The sequence below is a fragment of the Streptococcus handemini genome (assembly GCF_040984445.1).
Classification (GTDB): Bacteria; Bacillota; Bacilli; order Lactobacillales; family Streptococcaceae; genus Streptococcus; species Streptococcus handemini.
On sequence record NZ_JBFRYH010000044.1, the window covers coordinates 1 to 18,997 of the forward strand.

The window sequence follows — 18,997 nt, forward strand, 5'->3', positions numbered from 1 at the left end:
TGTATTCATGGGTACGTAAGTTTGAGGAGAGTGGCTCACAGGGACTCGTTGATAGACGTGGAAAAGGATTGGACAGTAAGCCAAACCTCACTGAAGCTGAAGAACTTCAACTCAAAATCAAGCAACTAGAAGAACGGAATCGTTATTTGGAAATGGAGGTTGGCCTCCTAAAAAAGTTGGAGGAAATAAAACGGCGAAACCGTCGCTAAGAGTGGGAAAGCACCTAGAGAAGTTCCAAGCTATTAGAGATTACCATGATGAACACCCAGATAGTCTTATCTCTATTTTATGCCAGATTCTGAAAGTCTCACGTTCAGGCTATTATAAGTGGCTCAACCACAAAGAGACACAATCTGAACGAGAAAATAAAAAGATTATAGAGGCGATTAAGGAGCTCCATAAGTTCCACAACGGAATCCTCGGTTACCGTCGCATGACGACATTCACTAACCGCCAACTCGCTACCAACTACAATAAGAAACGGATTCGTCGTCTAATGGGGATTCTTGGCATCAGCTCAGCTATTCGTCGTGTGAGACATGCTTGTACGAAAGCTGGCGACAGATTCTACGCTGAAAATCTTCTCAATCGGGATTTTACTGCGACAGCACCGAATCAGAAATGGTGCACAGATGTCACCTACTTACAATACGGTCTCGGTGCCAAGGCTTATTTGAGTGCAATCAAGGACCTATATGATGGCTCAATTATCGCCTATGAGATTGGTCAAAACAATGATAATCCCTTGGTTATGAAGACCATTAAGAAAGCTCTAGTAGCCAATCCAGGAGCGACACCGCTCATTCATAGCGATCGTGGCAGTCAGTACACTTCAAAGGAATATCGCTATTTTACAACACAGGCTGGCATCACTCTATCGATGTCACGAGTTGGGAAATGTATCGACAATGCACCGATTGAAAGTTTCTTTGGGCATTTCAAGACAGAGTCTTATCATCTCAAGAAATACAAGACCTATGAGGAACTAGTCGCAGATGTCGAAAGCTATATCCAGTTTTACAATACACAACGTTGGCAAACAAAATTAAACAACCTGACTCCTTGGGAATTCAGGAATCAGGTTGCTTAGTATCTTTTAGTATTTGACTGTCTACTTGACAGGGAGCCGTTCAAACTAGCCTGGGATTTTTCTTTACTAACTTCCTCGCTCCCAAAAAATAGCAAGGAGAATAACAGCTCCTAAAACAGAGGGGATAATTGCTGTATCTGCGATTTGAGGTCCCCAATCACCAAAAAGGAGTTGACCAACCCAGGCACCGGCAAGTCCTAAGAGGATTTTCCCAATGCAGCCCATTTTTTCACCACGGTTGGTAATCGCTGCTGCAATCATAGCTACAATAAAACCAAACAATGCACTGCCAATCATCTCTGTTCACCTCCTATTCCTTTATCCATTCTATCTATTGTGATTTTCAGAGAGGATTAAATCGCCCATTCGCCATCACGGAAGATTGGAACAGCCGTACCATCTTCACGGATACCATCAATGTTCATCTTGTTTGAGCCAATCATGAAGTCCACATGGACATCTGAGCGATTGAGACCTGCTGCTTTTAATTCATCATTGGTCATATCGACACCACCTTCAATGCTAAAGGCATAGGCTGAACCGATGGCCAAGTGGTTTGAAGCATTTTCATCAAAGAGGGTATTGAAGAAGGTCACACCTGATTGAGAGATCGGACTTTGATCTGGTACGAGCGCAACCTCACCGAGACCACGAGCGCCAGCATTATCAAAGACCAATTTCTTCATGACTTCGTCACCTTTTTCAGCTGTAATGTCGATAATTTCACCATCTTTAAAGGTTACCTTGATGCCTTCGATGATATTTCCATTGTAGCTGAGTGGCTTAGTTGATGTCACATAGCCGTCTGCTACGCGGTAATCAGGTGCGGTAAAGACTTCTTCTGTCGGCATATTGGCAATAAAGTGTTCGCCTTGGGCATTGATCGAGCCTGCTGCTTCCCACAAGTGATTCTTTGGCATACCAAGCGTTAAGTCTGTACCTGGTGCAGTATAGTGGAGTTTAACAAATTGTTCTTTATTCAAAATCGCCGCCTTGGCAACCAGACGTTCTTCATGCTCTTTCCATGCAGCTACCGGATCATCAGCATAAACACGACAGGTTTTAAAGATTTGATCCCACAGCAAGTCCACGGCTTCCTCGTCATTTGCAGCATCTGGAAAGACTTTTTTCGCCCACTCTAGTCCTGCTGCAGCACCCAAGGTCCAGCTAATTTTGTTGGCTTGAGTCGCTTGACGCATAGGATTTAAGGCAATGCTTGCTGCGCGTGTCGCGCGAGAGAGTTTTTCTGGATCAACACCGTCCAAAGCGCCTGGATCTTCAGACAAGACCACCAAACGACTAGCCTTGTGATCCAAGATGTAGTTCATCTCTGCAATCCGCTGCTCAGAAATCGTTTCTAAGCGTTCAATGGGTACATTCACATAGCGCTCACGCAAAATCACATCATCTTGCCAGTTGACAAGGACTTCGACAGCGCCTTTGGCATAGGCTTCTTTGACAATCAAGCGTGCTAATTCCGCTTGATCGACACTAATGGTCAAGGCAACTGTATGACCAGCTTGCACATTAATTCCTGTTGAAACGAGTAACTTAGCGTATTTGGCTAGGTTTTCTTTAAAGTTTGGTAATACCATACGATTCTCCTTTTGATAGGCTATCTCTTATTGTACCATATTTTGTCTTTTGACGATATTTTCGACTACTATCTATGTTTTTTCTATGTTTCAAACAGGACTTTTGAATATCCTGCTCCCCTGCGCTATACTAGTTAAGAAAACTGAGCTATTATAGGTATTCTCCAACACCTTACAAGAATCTATTTCAGATAGCAACGTAGGATACTGTAATAGCCCTATTCTAGGAAGAAAGTCAGGTATTCCATGATTGAATTTAGACAGGTCAGTAAACAATTTAAGGGCAAGTATGTCTTAAAAGACCAAGCCTTTACCATTTTCGACGGAGAATTTTTTGTCTTGGTCGGCGCGAGTGGTAGCGGAAAAACAACGACACTGAAAATGCTCAATCGCTTGATTGAGCCCGATCAAGGAGACATTTATTTGGACGGCAAGCGCCTCAAGGACTACGAACTGCGGGAATTACGCTTGTCAACCGGCTATGTTTTACAGCAAATTGCTCTTTTTCCCAATCTTTCAGTCGCTGAAAATATTGCCCTCATTCCAGAGATGAAAAAATGGTCTAAAAAGGAAATCGATACGCGAACCAGAGAATTACTCGACCTTGTGGGACTTCCTCATGCCCAATACCTCCATCGGATGCCGAGCGAGCTGTCTGGAGGGGAACAACAGCGGATTGGGATTTTACGAGCTATTATTGCTCGTCCTAAGGTTCTTCTTCTCGACGAGCCCTTTAGCGCACTTGATCCAATTTCACGAGAGCAATTACAGGAATTGGTCAAGAAAATTCAAGAGGAATTTCAGATGACCATGATTTTTGTGACCCATGATATGACAGAAGCAATCAAGCTGGGCGATCGAATTGCCATTATGGACCGAGGAAGTATTTTACAGCTCGACACCCCTGAGCGAATCAAAGCAGCTCCTGCTACTCAATTTGTGGCTGACTTCTTTCAAGTATAGGAGACGATGATGAATGATGTGATACAAACCTTTTTAGACCGAAAAGATGACTGGTTGTTGGCTCTTGGGGAGCATTTGCAAATCTCCTTTGTCGCCTTAGCTTGTGCAATTTCAATCGCTATTCCACTGGCCATACTCGTTTCAAAACGCGAACGCTTGGCCAACCTTCTCCTACAATTTACAGGTATCTTGCAGACCATTCCATCCCTTGCCATTTTAGGCTTGCTCATTCCTATCTTTGGGATTGGAAAAATTCCTGCGATTTTGACCTTGATTGTCTACGCTATTTTTCCGATTCTGCAAAATACGGTCACTGGCTTACAGGAAATTGATCCGTCTCTCCAAGAAGCAGCAACTGCCTTTGGGATGAATCGTTGGGAGAAATTAAAGAAATTCGAGATTGCCTTAGCAGCCCCTGTCATTCTATCTGGTATTCGGACAGCGACAGTTCTCATTATCGGAACAGCGACTCTTGCTGCCCTAATTGGAGCAGGAGGACTTGGCTCCTTCATCTTACTGGGTATTGATCGTAACAATAGCTCCCTCATTCTCATCGGAGCGATTAGCTCAGCCATACTCGCTCTTCTCTTTCATTTCTTGATTGGTTTGGTTGAAAAACGCAGTCTCAAGACCATTTTCATCTCCTTTATCGCCTTACTAAGCATCAGCTCTCTTTCCCTCTTTCCTATGTCCATGATGATGCAGGATAAGATTGTCATCGCTGGGAAATTAGGGTCTGAACCTGAAATTTTGCTCAATATGTACAAGGAGTTGATTGAAGAGCAGACAGACATTGCGGTGGAATTAAAACCCAACTTTGGGAAAACGACCTTTATCTATGAAGCCTTGAAGGCTGGGCAAATTGATCTTTACCCTGAATTCACAGGAACGGTAACCTCCACCCTCTTAAAACAGTCACCAAGTACCTCCACTGACCCAGAAGAAGTCTATCAAGCAGCCCGAAAGGGAATTTTCGCCCAAGATAGACTCATCTATCTTAAGCCCATGCGCTATCAAAATACCTATGCTCTTGCAGTAAAGGAAGACTACGCTAAGGAACATAGCTTAGAAACGATTTCCGATTTAGCCAAGGTTCAGGCAAGCGCAACGGCTGGCTTTAGCTTGGAATTTAACGACCGCGAAGACGGAGGAAAAGGTTTGAAAGACCGCTACAAGCTTCAACTCAACGTTAAAACTCTAGAGCCAGCCCTACGATATAAGGCGATTGACAACGGCAATGTTCAACTGATTGATGCTTATTCGACGGACAGTGAACTGCAGGAATATCACCTCAAAACACTCAAGGACGACAAGCAACTTTTTCCGCCTTATCAAGGTGCGCCTCTCTTACGCGAAGAAACACTGAAAAAATACCCACAACTGGAAGCAATCCTCAACCAACTGGCGGGCAAAATCACCGAAAAAGACATGCAAGACATGAACTATCAAGTCAATATTGAAGGCAAAGCCCCAAGCCAAGTCGCAAAAACCTATCTCAAAGAACACCAGTTGATTGGCAAGTAAGCCTTGTCAAAAAGTAGCTTCCCTACTCATTCTCCATTGCAAAACAAGCATACAAAAAACCATTTTGGTCTTTCCAAAATGGTTTTTTCAGTTCTTAAAACAATTCATCAAACAGACTCAGCTGGTTGTCCTCTGGCATATTGCCTAGAATGCCCATTTCATCGAGCTTGTCGACAAGGGTTGCAGAAAGCCCTCCACGCTTTCGTAACTCGGTTTTAGAGAGAAACTCTCCTTCCTCACGCGCCTTGACAACCTGACAAGCAACGCTTTCTCCTAGACCATCCATGGCAACAAAGGGCGGTATCAAGGTATCGCCTTCGATTTGGAATTCGGTCGCATCAGATCGATACAAGTCTAGCTTGCCAAATTTAAAGCCGCGTTCCAGCATTTCATTGACAATTTCAAGCGTGGTAAAGAGGTCCTGCTCTACGTTACTTGCTTCATTGTTTTTCTTCTTGATAGTGATTTCTTCCATTTTCGCCTTGACTCGGTCTAAGCCACCAGACATGGTAGCAAGATCAAAGGCCTTGGCCCGAATCGAGAAATAGGCACAATAGTAATAAATCGGATGATGCACTTTAAAGTAGGCTACACGAAGCGCCATCATAACATAGGCTGCCGCATGGGCTTTGGGGAACATGTACTTGATTTTTCCACAAGATTCAATGTACCAATCAGGGACATTGTTGTCCTTCATAGCCTGAATATAGCCATTGCGCTCGTCCTCGGAAATCTTGAGCCAGGCTCCCTTACGTACCCGCTCCATGATGTTAAAGGCCATTTTCGGAGGAAGTCCTGCGTGCATGAGGTAGACCATGATGTCATCCCGACAGCCGATAACCGTAGACAAGTCCGCAATGCCTGCCTTAATCAAATCTTGGGCGTTACCCAGCCACACATCTGTTCCGTGCGAGAGTCCAGATAATTGGAGGAGCTCAGAGAAGGTGGTTGGATGCGTCTCCTCTACCATTCCCCGGACAAAATTCGTTCCAAATTCAGGAATACCTAACATACCAGTTGGCGTGCCAATCTGCTCAGGTGTCACCCCTAATACTTCCGTTCCAGAAAAGAGCGCCATCACTCCCTTGTCATCTGCTGGAATGGTCTGTGGGTCAATGCCTGACAAGTCTTGGAGTTTGCGAATCATGGTCGGGTCATCGTGTCCCAGTACATCAAGCTTTAAGACGTTTTCATCAATATCGTGGAAGTTGAAGTGGGTTGTCTGCCAGCTAGCCGTCAAGTCATCTGCTGGGTATTGGACAGGGGTAAAATCATAGACATCCATATAGTTTGGGATAACCACGATTCCTCCCGGGTGCTGACCAGTCGTCCGTTTCACCCCAGCGGCTCCTGCAGCCAAGCGCTCCACTTCTACATCGCGGTAGAACTTGCCATAGTCTCGCTCATAACCACGCACATAGCCGTAGGCTGTTTTTGCCGCAACCGTACCAACTGTTCCAGCTCGAAAGGCATATTGGTCACCAAAGATTTTCCGAACGTCCAAGTGGGCATCTGGCTGGTCATCTCCTGAGAAGTTCAAGTCGATATCGGGTACCTTATCCCCGTCAAATCCCAAGAAGGTTTCAAAGGGAATATCCTGCCCATCTTTGGCGTATTTGTGACCACATTCTGGACAGTCCTTGTCTGGCATGTCAAAACCAGAACCATAGGAACCGTCTGTAATGAACTCACTATACTGGCAATTTGGACAGACATAATGCGGTGGCATAGGATTAACCTCGGTAATCCCAATCATGGTGGCAACAAAGCTTGAGCCAACAGACCCCCGGGAACCAACTAAGTAACCACGGTCATTGGAGCGCGTTACCAACATCTGCGAAGCCAGATAAATCACAGCAAAGCCATTCCCCAAAATCGAGGTCAACTCTTTTTCAATCCGCAAGTCAATGATATCTGGCAAAGGATTGCCGTAGATTTCAAAGGCTTTTTTGTAAGTTAATTCTGCTACCCGCTCTTCGGCATTTTCTAGATAAGGAGTATAGAGGTCTTTTTTGACCACTTCAACCTCTTCAAAACGCTCAAGCATGGCATTTGGATTGGTAATGACAATTTCACGCGCCAACTCTTCACCTAAAAAGGCAAATTCATCCAACATTTCATTTGTCGTGCGGAAATGGGCTTTTGGTAGGGGAGCTGGCTGAGCATTTTCTCCGTGACCAATGGTTCGGTTAATCATCGCCCCTTGTCCCAAGGAACGCACGATAATCTCACGGTAAATCTCTTCTTCTGGGTCAATGTAGTGGACATTTCCTGTTGCAAGAACAGGCAGATTGGCCCTGCGACCAACTTCGATAAGTTTTTGAATGACCGCCTCTATTTCTGCCATGTCCTTGAATTGTTCCTTGGCAATCATCGGTTCATAAAGAGCAGGGGGCATGACCTCAATGAAATCATAGTAGCTTGCTACCTTAACAGCTTCGTCAATCCCTTTTGAAAGCAACTCATCAAAGACTTCGCCCTCTTGACAGGCTGTCCCTAAAATCAATCCCTCACGGTGTTCATTTAAGATCGTCCGCGGAATCCGTGGCACCCCTTCAAAATACTTGGTGTTGGAGAGGGACACCAGCTTGAAGATATTTTTCAAGCCCACCTGATTGGTGACATAGACAGTCGCGTGTTTGACACGAGCTTTTTTGTAGGAATCCTCTGCGATTAACTCGGTATTTAATTGGCTTAAACGGCTGATGCCATGTTTTTCAAGAGCGTCTTTCAAGAAGATAAAGAGGAGACGTCCTGTTGCTTCCGCGTCATAATTGGCCATGTGGTGATGCTCAAGTGCCACGCCAAACCGCTTAGTCAAAGGCCCCAGACCATGCCGTTTGTATTCTGGATAGAGGTTGCGGGCAAATTCTAGGGTATCGATGACAGGCTGAGTAATGGTCGACATGCCTGCTCGCTCATAATTGACATCCATAAAGCCAACGTCAAAGGTCGCATTGTGGGCGACTAGAACTGAACCCTCACAGAAGGCTTGAAATTCCTGTAAGACCTGCTCAAGTGGTTTAGCATTTCTGACATGCTCATCGGTAATTCCTGTCAAGTCAGTCGTAAACTGGCTCAAGGGATGACCCGGATTGATAAATTCATCAAATTCAGCAATCACATTTCCCTTGTGCATCTTAGACGCTGCTATCTGAATCAAGCTATTGTAGACCGCAGAAAGACCAGTTGTTTCCACGTCAAAGACCACGTAGGTCGCATCAGACAAGTCAAGGTTTGCTTCATTGTAGACAATCGGTACACTGTCTTCTACGATATTGGCTTCCATACCAAAGAGAGCCTTGATTCCCGCCTTGCGGGCAGCATGATAACCATGTGGGAAAGATTGAACATTTCCGTGGTCGGTAATAGCAATGGCCTTATGTCCCCACTTAGCAGCTCTAGCAATCAAGTCCTCAACTGCTGGTAGGGCATCCATGGTAGACATATTGGTATGGGCATGAAATTCCACCCGCTTCTGGTCATCGGGCATAAGGTCCTTACGGATGTCACGCTTGACTTCTTGAATCTCCTGAACATTCATGGTCAAGTCGCGCGTGAAATTATTGGTCTCGATATTGCCGCGCACACGGAGCCAATTCCCTTTTTTCACCATGTCAAATTTCTGCGCTTCTTCCTCATTTTTCGCCCATTTTTGCATAGAAAACGAAGAGGTGTAGTCGGTCATCTTGAAATTGATAATGACCCGCCCTGTCCGTGTCGTCCGTTGTTCCACATCAAAGACCACGCCCTCAAAGACAATGCGATTTTCCTCCGTATCAATCTCAATCATCGGTGTAATCTCTGATTTATCAAGGCTGACCTTACGTGGTGCCTGCTTTTTAAAATCTTGAAAACTTGGCTGCGGACTAGCTTCTGGCGGAGGTGCCATTTTGGCTAGTTGTTCCATGGCTTCCAGGGTTTCCTGACTCGCTTTTTGGAGGAGTTCTTCATTCTGAGCATGAAATTCCTCAACCTGAGCCTTGGTCATTTCCTCACAAACCTCGATATCGACCGCAAGATGAGCAAAGCCAAAACGAGCAAATTGCTCGACCAAGTTTGGCAAATGATTCTTTCGGAAATGCGGCGTATCCACAGAAGCTGGACCTTTTATCCACAGAACACCATCCCGAAATTCAACCGGTAGGGGCTGAAAAATCGAGCGAAAACCTGCACTTTGGCACAACTCCTCTGTAAAGGCTTCTAGATAGTAAGCCTGTATCAAAGCGGAGTCTATCTGCTCTGAATCCGTATTGATCCGAAAACGAGCCTGATTGCCTGTCTTTTGAAACTCGTTGAGAAGCTTGGCCTTAAACAATTGATACTGCTGCAAAGGCAAGGGCGCCTCAAACCGAAAGGTGAAATCCCAGATTTTACTCTTTTTATGTACCAAGACCTGCTCAATCTTGGCATTTGAAAAGGCGCTTGACTCTTTCAACTCAAGCGGTAGACCAATTTGATTCAATAGCAATTGAAAGGTATCTGTCATTCTATTATCCTTGTCTTTCTATTCTCTCTATTTTACCACAAGTTCCCCCATTCTTCCACAGCCACTACTAGGAGCAATCGCAAGATGAGAGCAAGAGTAACAAGAAGGTTTTAGTGAAAAAGTGAGACTTAATACTCATCCAACATCAAAAAATAACACGATGTATCGAATAGTAAAATAAGATTCCGCAGTTTAGAGCGAACGAAGTGAGCTTGAAAGGATATTTTCGCCCTAGTGGTATTATTAGTGACAGTGTTGCTGTCACTAATAGCGGAATTTTTGAGACCTAGGTTCAAAAATAAGCATTGCTTCAACAGTCTGGGGGACTGGTTGGAAATAAGGATTATGAAATAATCCTCAACTAGTGAGGAGGTTGCTTGCGTCCGCACTACTTAAGAAAATTTCAAAAAAAGTTATTTTTTGATATTAACTGATTATTTGAACTCAAGGAAGGACTTTGTAGCGATTACTACCCAGTCAAAAAGGCTGAACCGCATGCTCAACCTTTCTATCCACTCTACCAAGCTGGTGCGGTAGTTTTTTCCTGTAGATACTCAAGCCAGATAGGGTCTTTGACACGGCAAAGGGTGACAGATAGCCCTGACATGTCTAAGCTGGTCGCAAACCGTCCTGCCTTGATAAAAGGAAGCCGCAAACCTTCCAAATCCAATAATTGGCAAATATCATTGAGAAAAACACCTTGTTCTAACTCGGAAATCGTCCCTAAATTATTCACCAAGAGGATAAACTCTTCCCCCTCTTGCCAACGGAAACGCAATTTTAACTTGTTGACAATTTCATTGGCTAATTGCTCCGATGATTCAAAGGGAACCGTCCGATAGCCTTCTTCTCCGTGGATACCGATGCCATAGGAAATCTGCCCTTCTTGTAGTTCAAAGAGAGGGAGAGCTGCTTGAGGAAAATGGGCTGAACTCGTTGCAAAACCAATGGTCGCAATCTCTGTTGACAAGGCTAGAGCCAGTTGTTCTAAATCATCCAAGGACAAGCCTGACTGGGCGGCTGCCCCTACAATCTTATGCAGTAAAATCGTTCCTGCCAATCCCCTGTGCCGCTTTTGGAAATTCTTTTTGGTATCGACGGAAATATCATCATGGGACACAATATACTTGACTGGAATCCCTTCTTGACGCGCTTGATGGATAGCCTCCTGAAAAGCTAGTAAATCTGCTTCGAAATTTTTAACGATAACAAAAACGCCTTTTCCCTTATTCACATGGCGAATAGCACGCAAGATTTGATCAGCGGTTGGTGGAATAAAGACTTCACCATAAACTGCTGCTGTCAGCATCCCCTGCCCTACAAAGCCTAGATGCATGGGTTCATGACCAGCGCCTCCTCCTGAAATCAAAGGAATACAGGTCTTGTCTTGCTCCCGCAAGGCAATAATTGGCTCTTGCTCCAGCCGCTCAAGCTCTGGGTGAGTCAGCAAAAAACCATCTATATATTGAGAAATGACGAGATGAGCTTGATTAATAATGGCAACCATTTACTTCCCCTTTCGCTCTCTAACTGATTTTGTGACCACTTGCACCAAATAAGGGTACTGCTCACAAAGCCTACACGGACACTGCCGAATTCCCCGCTCAATCAAGGAGATTAGAGCCCCCGCATGATAAGCAACTAAGAATTGTGTATAGTTCTCCTCTAAGTCCACACGCTCCTGACTTTGCACTTCCCGGAGAATCTTCTCGAGCAAAATCTGACAATACCCTTCTAGATAAGCAACAAAAGCATTTTGACCTTTGATTTCAAACAACTGAACATAGAAGGACTGATTTCGTTCAATATAGTAGAGCAATTCATCGAGCAAGGTCAAGCCACTGATATAGTTGAGATTATCGGTAACCTGCTCCTGTAACTCCGTTTCAAAAATCCAATCCAGTAGTTCATACTTATCTAAAAAATAATTATAAAAGGTCTGGCGGCGCATGTTGGCTTCCTGCATAATATCCACAACCGATAGTTTGTCGAAGCTCTTTTGAACCAATTGTCGTTTAAAGGCCTTTGCAATCCGCTTCTTTGTAATCAGAGATGTTCCCATGCCTTACTCTTTTCTAATCCTTCCATTCAACTTAAAAACTGCTTGGTACTCTATCAAAATCTTCCAGTCATTCTACCTCTACCTTACCATATTTTCCCAAAAATCCAAAGGGACAGACAGCCTATTTTGTCCCTTTCTTTTCTCCTCAAAATCCAGTATACTGTAAGCGTAATCATCATTGTCATCATAAGAATAGATTACCTCTTTCGAACATCCACCTTCCTAGGACAAATCTCTTCTTATGACTCATATTCATTAGGAGGAATACTCATGAAAAAAATTATCAATCAGCCAGAGCACGTTGTTGATGAAATGCTCCAAGGTCTTGTCTTTATGCATGGTCAATTGGTCGATCGCTTAGACGGCTATGATGTCATCGTTCGAAAAGCTGAAAAACGTGGAAAAGTTGGGCTTATCTCAGGTGGTGGTTCTGGTCATGAGCCGTCTCACGCAGGATTTGTTGGACGTGGTATGCTATCAGCTGCTGTGTGTGGAGCTGTCTTTACTTCGCCAACGCCAGATCAAATCTTAGAAGCGATTAAAGCAGCTGACGAAGGGGCCGGTGTCTTTATGGTTATCAAAAACTATTCTGGCGACATCATGAACTTTGAAATGGCACAAGAATTGGCTGAAATGGAAGGTATTGAAGTCGCAAGTGTCGTCGTGGATGATGATATTGCAGTCGAAAACAGCCTCTATACACAGGGGCGCCGCGGTGTTGCTGGCACGATTTTAGTCCATAAGATTCTTGGTCATGCTGCTGAAACAGGAAAATCCCTCGCTGAAATCAAAGAATTAGCAGATAAACTTGTTCCTCAGATTAAAACCATTGGACTAGCCCTTTCAGGAGCTACTGTCCCTGAGGTTGGAAAACCAGGTTTTGTCCTAGAAGAAGATGAATTTGAATACGGTGTCGGTATCCATGGCGAACCAGGATATAAGAAGGAAAAACTCCAACCGTCTAAAGACTTGGCTGAAGAATTAGTCGCTAAATTGATTCAAGATTTTGAGGCCAAAGCAGGTGAAAAATACGGTCTTCTTATCAATGGACTCGGAGCTACTCCACTCATGGAACAGTATGTTTTTGCAAACGACGTCGCACAACTCTTAGAGAGCAAACAGATTGAAGTGATCTACCATAAGATTGGAAACTATATGACATCAATCGACATGGCAGGACTTTCTCTCACCCTCATCAAACTAGAAGATAGCAGCTGGTTAGAAGCCCTAGAATCAGCTGTTGAAACCCCAGCTTGGTAAAGGAGAAGATATGGAGACACAAGCAGTATTCAAATGGATGCAATTATTTGCCCAAAAAATCCAAGAAAACAAAGACTTGTTGAGTGAACTGGATACACCGATTGGAGACGGTGATCACGGAGGCAATATGGCCCGCGGTATGACTGCCGTCATGGAACAATTAGACGGCAAGGCCTTTACCAGTCCTGATGAAATCTTCAGGATTGTTTCGATGCAGCTACTCAGCAAGGTCGGAGGTGCCTCTGGTCCTCTCTATGGCTCAGCCTTTATGGGACTAACCAAGAGTGCGCAAGCGAATGCTTCCCTCCTTGATAGCCTTCAAGCTGGACTGGATATGATTCAGAAGCGAGGCAAGGCAGCAGTAGGTGAAAAGACCATGGTAGATGTCTGGACTTCGGTCATTGCCGATGTAAAAGCTGAAACATTAAGCCTTGACTCCATTCGTGCATCCGTTGAGAATACTAAAGATCTTCAAGCTACCAAAGGACGGGCTTCTTATGTCGGTGAACGATCCATCGGCCATATCGATCCTGGTTCTTACTCGTCTGGTCTTCTCTTTGAAGCCCTAATGGAGGCTGGACTGGTATGACAACAATCGGTATCGTCCTCGTCTCGCACTCGCATCATCTCGCACAAGGAGTTGTTAATATCATCTCCGAAGTCGCAAAAGATGTTCCGCTAACCTATTGTGGTGGACTAGAAGACGGCAGTATCGGAACAGAATTTTCCCGAGTAGAAGAGACTGTCGCAAACAATCCCGCAGATACCATCCTTGCCTTCTTTGACTTAGGCAGCGCTCGCATGAACATAGAAATGGTCGCAGACTTCTCTGACAAAGATCTCCTAATCCAGTCTGTTCCCATTGTCGAAGGCAGCTACACCGCAGCAGCCCTCTTGCAAGCAGGCGCTTCCCTTGACACTATTTTGGAACAGCTAGCAGAGCTACACATCAACAAATAACACTCACTAAGCATCACAAAAGACTTAAAACAGTGGTTTTAAGTCTTTTTACGTACTGCATATAATAATCTGTTAGATCAGAGCCTTTCTATCTCAGCAGCTTCTTATTTGTTGGCTAAGATTTGGAGGGTTTCAAGTAATTGATCCACATGAACTTCGACCGTATCACCTGTTCCCTTGATTTTCACTTCAACAATGCCTTCTGCTGCTTTTTTACCAACTGTTACACGAATTGGCAAACCAATCAAGTCACTATCTGAGAATTTCACACCGACACGCTCATTACGGTCATCCGTTAAAACTTCATAACCAGCTGCTACCAAATTCTCTTCAATTGACTGGGTCAAGCTCATGGCTGCTTCATCTTTCACATTTACTGGAATCAAGTGCACATCAAATGGCGCCAATTCTTTCGGGAAGTTAATCCCCCAAGCAAAGCGGTATTCCCCCTTTGGTGTTTTATTGACAAACAAACGAGCATGCTGCTCTAAGACGGCTGACAATAAACGGCTAACTCCGATACCGTAGCATCCCATAATAATTGGTACAGCACGACCATTTTCATCTAAAATCGTTGCGTTCATGCTGTCTGAGTAGCGTGTCCCCAATTTAAAGATGTGACCGATTTCAATTCCACGAGCAAACTGCAAGGTTCCTTTTCCATCTGGCGAAGGTTCGCCTTCTTTCACCTCACGAATGTCTACATATTCACTAACTTGATAATCACGGCCTGCATTCGCACCTGTATAGTGGAAACCATCTTCATTGGCACCAACCACCGCATTTTTCAAGCCTTGGACCTTACGGTCAGCAATAATTTTCACCGTTTCAGGAAGGCCCACTGGCCCCAATGAACCAAATGAAGCTCCAAAGACCTCAACAGCCTGTTCTGGCGTTGCGACATCAAAGAAATCCGCACCCAAGTGATTTTTTAATTTGACATCATTGACTTGGTCATTTCCAACAAGTAAAGCAACCACGGGTTCCCCATCTGCCATAAAGAGCATGGTTTTAATGGCTTGTTCTTCTGAAAGATTTAAGAAGGAAGCCACTTCATCAATGGTTTTACTGTCTGGTGTTGCAACCTTGACCAGTTCTTCTTCTGCTACGACCACATTACGCGGCTTATAGTCACTCGTTGCCATTTCAAGATTGGCTGCATAGCTTGATTCGCTCGAATAAACAATCGTATCTTCTCCTGATACTAACCAAGCTGCCAATTCTTCCTTGATTGCTGCTAGAACTTCTTCAGGAATCTCATCAAAAGAAGTAACAGACTTATCCAATACCACCCAACGGTCAAGAACAGTACGATCTGGAGTAATAGCCATAAATTCCTGGCTATCCTTACCACCCATGGCACCACCATCACCGATGATTGCCTTAAATTCTAACCCTGCACGGGTAAAAATCGCTTCATAAGCTGACTTGTAATCATCGTAGGTCTGATCCAAACTATCGTAGCTTGCATGGAAGCTGTAGCCATCTTTCATGATAAATTCACGACCACGAAGCAGACCATTACGTGGACGTTTTTCATCACGATACTTAGGCTGAATTTGATAAATATTCAAGGGCAACTGCTTATAAGATTGCACCGCATCGCGGGCCAACAAGGTCACCGTTTCTTCATGAGTAGGTCCCAAAATAAAATCTGAACCCTCACGATTCTTTAACTTATAAAGGTCATCGCCATACGTATCATAGCGACCTGATTCACGCCAGATGTCAGCTGATAAAAGTGCTGGGGCTAAAAATTCGACCGCACCAATCTTGTCAAACTCTTGACGCATAATGTTTTTTGCTTTTTCAATCACACGGTTAGCTAGTGGCAAATAGCTGTAAATTCCTGCTGATACCTGACGAACATAGCCAGCGCGTACCATTAAGGCATGGCTAATCACCTGTGCATCAGAAGGCATTTCCCGCAAGGTTGGGATGATCATCTTTGATTGTTTCATACTATTTTTCTCTCCTTAAATTTCCTCTTTTAGAAAAAGACACGTAAAATATCATTCCAAGTCACTGCAATCATGAGAATCACCATGACTGCAACACCTGCTAGAGTAATATAAGATTCCGTTTCTTGTTTGAGCGGTTTTCTACGAATCGCTTCAATGATGTTGATGACAATTTTCCCACCGTCAAGGGCAGGAATCGGAATCAAGTTAAAGATCCCTAGGTTAATGGATAGCATGGCAAGCAAGCGCAAAACATCACCCCAGCCACTATCTGCTGCTTGTGAGCTAATTTGATAGATGGCAACTGGACCACCTAATTTATTCAAATCAAACTGGGAAATAATATTCTTCAAAGCCTTCACAATCAATAAACTGGTTGAAAATGTTTCCTTGAATCCACCGACTACTTTATCAACAAAGCCCGTCTTTAAAATCGGTGAAATACCAAGATAATACCGACCATCTTGTTCTTTGGTCGTCACATCAAGCGTCTTTTTCTGTCCCTCATGACTAACTTCTACAGCAAGAGTTGGAGCTACTTTGGCATCTTGACTAGCCTTGGCAATACTACGTGAAATATCAGTATAGTCACCAACCTTTTCACCATTGATAGCAAGAATCTGATCACCTGTGACAACACCTGCCTGCTGAATGGCACCGCCTTCTGTCACCGTCACCTGATTACTCGTCACATCTGGCACTCCCCCTTGTAGGAAGAAAAAGAGGACAAAGGCAACAAAGCCTAAAATGAAATTATTCATTGGACCTGCAAAATTGGTGATTAAACGGCCCCAGACAGAAGCGTTTTGATACTGAACATCGAGGGGAGCAATGCGCACTTCTGTACCGTCTTCCTCAATAATCGTTGCATCATGGTCTACTGGAAATGTTTTACTCTCTTCTAAGACCAGGCCTGTGATGTCAAGTTTTTCCTCAAAATCGTAGGACGTCACATTCATGGGAAGACTGGTATCGTCCAAGGACTTGTTAGACAGATTGATACGAGTCACCACCCCTTCTGCATTGACCGTGAGCGAAGCCGGTGTTCCCGTCTTTATTTCTGTCTTGTCTTCACCCCAGCCGGCCATACGGACATAGCCTCCCAAGGGCAAGATGCGAATGGTATAAGCCGTACCATCTGATCCGATATGGGAAAAGATTTTCGGCCCCATTCCAATGGCAAATTCCCGTACAAGAATCCCTGATTTCTTGGCAAAATAGAAGTGTCCAAACTCATGAACAACCACAATCACACCAAAGATAAAAATAAACGCTATAATTCCTTTCATTATTTCTCCTTAGAATAATCCAAAAAAGTGCATGATAGGAAAGACAAAAATCAAACTATCAAATCGATCTAAAATACCACCATGACCTGGAATGACTTTGCCAGAGTCCTTGACACCAAAGCGACGTTTAATGGCACTTTCTACTAAGTCACCAAACTGGGCAGCAATAGAAAATAAGGCAACTAAGAATAGCATGGCTACAAATGAGTAACCTGCTGTCACCATCTTATTCACCAAAATGAAAATCATGGCTACCACCACCGCAGAAACAATACCACCAAGACTGCCTTCCACAGTTTTATTTGGCGAGACTTTTGGCATTAACTTACGCCGCCCAATCTGACTACCAATCAGATAGGCTCCAATATCTGTCGCCCAAACGATGAATAAAGCAAACAAGACCTTTTCAAGACTATCCATACGAGCTAATACCAGATGATGAAAGCCAATTCCGACATAAAAACTAGATGCGATTGGAAAGGCAACTTCTGCATAAGAATAGTGATCAATATTCAAGACCGTTGATCCTAATAGGCAGAAGACCACAATAGCATAGGCGGTATAGTTTCCATCTGTCGGTAGAAAGGGGATATAGTTTTCTAAAGGTAAGGTCAAGACAAGGCTGCCCAACATGGCCAGCATGCCCTCAATTGAATTTGGCAACAATCCATGCATCTTGATTAGCTCAGCAGTGGCAATCATCGCTAAAAGACCAGTAAACAGTTGAAAAGGAACTCCACCTTTTAGTAAAAACGGAATAAAAACAGCTAGCGCAATTCCGCCAAAAATGACTCGTTTCTGTAAATCCTTTGACATATTTTCTCCCTCTTAGATACCACCGAAACGTCTGTGGCGTTTATTGTATTCTTTAACCGCTTCATGAAGCGCTTTTTCATCAAAATCTGGCCAGGCTACATCTGTAAAGTACAATTCACTATAGGCTGTTTGCCAAGGTAAAAAGTTACTCAAACGCAACTCGCCACTCGTCCGAATGACTAAATCTGGATCACGCAAGGTATAGGGCAAGGCATTGGTATAGAGATAGCCAGAAATCAAGCGTTCATCGATGTCTCCTGGGTTAAATTTCGTATCGAGCACGGCTTGCGCAATTTCTTTTACCGCATGGGTCAATTCATCACGACCACCGTAATTCAAGGCAAAATTCAAAATCAATCCCGTATTGTGCTTGGTTTTTTGGATAGCTTTTTCAAGAGCTGATTTTGTTTCTTCAGGTAGGCGCGCATGATCACCAATCATCTGGATTTTGACGTTATTGGCATGCAAATCAGGCACATATTTATCATAAAATTCAACAGGCAAGTTCATGATGAATTTGACTTCTTTTTCCGGTCGTGTCCAATTCTCTGTCGAAAAGGCATAGACGGTTAAGACCTTGACTCCCATATCAGAGGCCGATTTGGTCACTCGTTGCAGAGCATCCATACCTGCCTTATGCCCCATGACACGTGGCTGCATTCGCTTTTTCGCCCAGCGACCATTTCCATCCATGATAATGGCAATATGCTTAGGAACTTGAATAGCTGTTTCAATCGTTTCTTTTTTCTTAAATGGAAAGCGGAACATGTTTTATCCTCACAGTATAATCATTTCATTATACCATATTTTCATAAAAATGCGAAAGTGCTAGGATTTAGACCACGACAAACGCATGAAACGGTCTTCGGCTTTTTTCTACCTCAAACACTTTTTTGATTTAAAGTAATCGTTTTAAATACTGGTCAAAGGATAGACTAAGGACATATTTCTTACGACGCATGCTCATTTTCTTTCCAAAATCCAACCG

General features: G+C 43.9%; 14 protein-coding genes and 1 pseudogene. 6 read left to right on the plus strand and 9 right to left on the minus strand.

Annotation, left to right across the window (positions count from 1 at the left end):
* A pseudogene (locus ABPH35_RS07465) lies at nt 1-1,090 on the plus strand (IS3 family transposase); the annotation flags it as partial.
* Nucleotides 1,091-1,156: 66 nt separating this feature from the next.
* Here the strand turns inward: ABPH35_RS07465 and ABPH35_RS07470 are convergent.
* Together ABPH35_RS07470 and ABPH35_RS07475 are read right to left on the minus strand one after the other, a co-directional pair.
* Entirely contained in the window at nt 1,157-1,387 is a 231-nt protein-coding gene (locus tag ABPH35_RS07470; protein ID WP_349988007.1) for a GlsB/YeaQ/YmgE family stress response membrane protein, read from the minus strand.
* 56 nt (nt 1,388-1,443) lie between these two features.
* Nucleotides 1,444-2,685: an aminopeptidase gene (locus ABPH35_RS07475; RefSeq protein ID WP_349988008.1), complete on the minus strand. Its 1,242-nt coding sequence runs from the start codon at nt 2,683-2,685 to the stop codon at nt 1,444-1,446.
* Nucleotides 2,686-2,931: 246 nt separating this feature from the next.
* Here ABPH35_RS07475 and ABPH35_RS07480 point away from each other — a divergent pair, with 246 nt between their 5' ends.
* Nucleotides 2,932-3,648, plus strand: a complete 717-nt coding sequence (locus ABPH35_RS07480) for an ABC transporter ATP-binding protein (RefSeq protein WP_349988009.1) — start codon at nt 2,932-2,934, stop codon at nt 3,646-3,648.
* A gap of 9 nt (nt 3,649-3,657) precedes the next feature.
* On the plus strand, nt 3,658-5,172 hold the full coding sequence (locus ABPH35_RS07485; protein ID WP_368849695.1) for a glycine betaine ABC transporter substrate-binding protein: 1,515 nt from the start codon (nt 3,658-3,660) through the stop codon (nt 5,170-5,172).
* A 94-nt stretch (nt 5,173-5,266) separates the two neighbouring features.
* Here ABPH35_RS07485 and ABPH35_RS07490 read toward each other — a convergent pair whose 3' ends face one another.
* The 3 genes from ABPH35_RS07490 to dhaS all read right to left on the minus strand — a co-directional run bounded on the left by ABPH35_RS07490 (nt 5,267) and on the right by dhaS (nt 11,723).
* A complete protein-coding gene (locus ABPH35_RS07490; RefSeq protein WP_349988011.1) occupies nt 5,267-9,661 on the minus strand; it encodes a PolC-type DNA polymerase III in 4,395 nt (1,464 codons plus the stop codon).
* Between the two features lie 517 nt (nt 9,662-10,178).
* Nucleotides 10,179-11,168 carry a DhaKLM operon coactivator DhaQ gene (gene dhaQ / locus ABPH35_RS07495; RefSeq protein WP_349988012.1) on the minus strand — a complete coding sequence of 330 codons (990 nt, stop codon included), beginning with the start codon at nt 11,166-11,168 and terminating at the stop codon, nt 10,179-10,181.
* Nucleotides 11,169-11,723, minus strand: coding sequence for a dihydroxyacetone kinase transcriptional activator DhaS (gene dhaS / locus ABPH35_RS07500; RefSeq protein WP_349988013.1), 555 nt, complete (start codon nt 11,721-11,723; stop codon nt 11,169-11,171).
* 270 nt (nt 11,724-11,993) lie between these two features.
* Between dhaS and dhaK the strand changes: the two genes are divergently transcribed.
* From dhaK to dhaM, 3 genes are read left to right on the plus strand one after another with little or no spacing between them, the layout of a single operon-like run.
* Entirely contained in the window at nt 11,994-12,983 is a 990-nt protein-coding gene (gene dhaK / locus ABPH35_RS07505) for a dihydroxyacetone kinase subunit DhaK (protein WP_349988014.1), read from the plus strand.
* 10 nt (nt 12,984-12,993) lie between these two features.
* Entirely contained in the window at nt 12,994-13,572 is a 579-nt protein-coding gene (gene dhaL / locus ABPH35_RS07510; protein WP_349988015.1) for a dihydroxyacetone kinase subunit DhaL, read from the plus strand.
* Nucleotides 13,569-13,943, plus strand: a complete 375-nt coding sequence (dhaM, locus tag ABPH35_RS07515; protein ID WP_349988016.1) for a dihydroxyacetone kinase phosphoryl donor subunit DhaM — start codon at nt 13,569-13,571, stop codon at nt 13,941-13,943. The genes dhaL and dhaM overlap by 4 nt, the downstream gene beginning before the upstream one ends.
* A 104-nt stretch (nt 13,944-14,047) precedes the next feature.
* Here dhaM and ABPH35_RS07520 read toward each other — a convergent pair whose 3' ends face one another.
* Genes ABPH35_RS07520 through ABPH35_RS07535 form a run of 4 tightly spaced genes read right to left on the minus strand, consistent with a single transcriptional unit; the run spans nt 14,048 to nt 18,777 of the window.
* Entirely contained in the window at nt 14,048-15,904 is a 1,857-nt protein-coding gene (locus tag ABPH35_RS07520; protein WP_349988017.1) for a proline--tRNA ligase, read from the minus strand.
* Nucleotides 15,905-15,933: 29 nt separating this feature from the next.
* Nucleotides 15,934-17,193, minus strand: a complete 1,260-nt coding sequence (locus ABPH35_RS07525; protein WP_349988018.1) for a M50 family metallopeptidase — start codon at nt 17,191-17,193, stop codon at nt 15,934-15,936.
* 9 nt (nt 17,194-17,202) lie between these two features.
* Nucleotides 17,203-18,009, minus strand: a complete 807-nt coding sequence (locus tag ABPH35_RS07530; protein WP_349988019.1) for a phosphatidate cytidylyltransferase — start codon at nt 18,007-18,009, stop codon at nt 17,203-17,205.
* A 12-nt stretch (nt 18,010-18,021) separates the two neighbouring features.
* Nucleotides 18,022-18,777, minus strand: coding sequence for an isoprenyl transferase (locus tag ABPH35_RS07535; protein ID WP_349988020.1), 756 nt, complete (start codon nt 18,775-18,777; stop codon nt 18,022-18,024).
* Nucleotides 18,778-18,997: the final 220 nt, after the last annotated feature.

Excerpts from the sequence above, each read along its gene's own strand:
- ABPH35_RS07470 (WP_349988007.1), bottom strand. The coding sequence starts at position 1,387 with ATGATTGGCAGTGCATTGTTTGGTTTTATTGTAGCTATGATTGCAGCA.
- ABPH35_RS07475 (WP_349988008.1), bottom strand. The coding sequence starts at position 2,685 with ATGGTATTACCAAACTTTAAAGAAAACCTAGCCAAATACGCTAAGTTA.
- ABPH35_RS07480 (WP_349988009.1), top strand. The coding sequence starts at position 2,932 with ATGATTGAATTTAGACAGGTCAGTAAACAATTTAAGGGCAAGTATGTC.
- ABPH35_RS07485 (WP_368849695.1), top strand. The coding sequence starts at position 3,658 with ATGAATGATGTGATACAAACCTTTTTAGACCGAAAAGATGACTGGTTG.
- ABPH35_RS07490 (WP_349988011.1), bottom strand. The coding sequence starts at position 9,661 with ATGACAGATACCTTTCAATTGCTATTGAATCAAATTGGTCTACCGCTT.
- dhaQ (WP_349988012.1), bottom strand. The coding sequence starts at position 11,168 with ATGGTTGCCATTATTAATCAAGCTCATCTCGTCATTTCTCAATATATA.
- dhaS (WP_349988013.1), bottom strand. The coding sequence starts at position 11,723 with ATGGGAACATCTCTGATTACAAAGAAGCGGATTGCAAAGGCCTTTAAA.
- dhaK (WP_349988014.1), top strand. The coding sequence starts at position 11,994 with ATGAAAAAAATTATCAATCAGCCAGAGCACGTTGTTGATGAAATGCTC.
- dhaL (WP_349988015.1), top strand. The coding sequence starts at position 12,994 with ATGGAGACACAAGCAGTATTCAAATGGATGCAATTATTTGCCCAAAAA.
- dhaM (WP_349988016.1), top strand. The coding sequence starts at position 13,569 with ATGACAACAATCGGTATCGTCCTCGTCTCGCACTCGCATCATCTCGCA.
- ABPH35_RS07520 (WP_349988017.1), bottom strand. The coding sequence starts at position 15,904 with ATGAAACAATCAAAGATGATCATCCCAACCTTGCGGGAAATGCCTTCT.
- ABPH35_RS07525 (WP_349988018.1), bottom strand. The coding sequence starts at position 17,193 with ATGAAAGGAATTATAGCGTTTATTTTTATCTTTGGTGTGATTGTGGTT.
- ABPH35_RS07530 (WP_349988019.1), bottom strand. The coding sequence starts at position 18,009 with ATGTCAAAGGATTTACAGAAACGAGTCATTTTTGGCGGAATTGCGCTA.
- ABPH35_RS07535 (WP_349988020.1), bottom strand. The coding sequence starts at position 18,777 with ATGTTCCGCTTTCCATTTAAGAAAAAAGAAACGATTGAAACAGCTATT.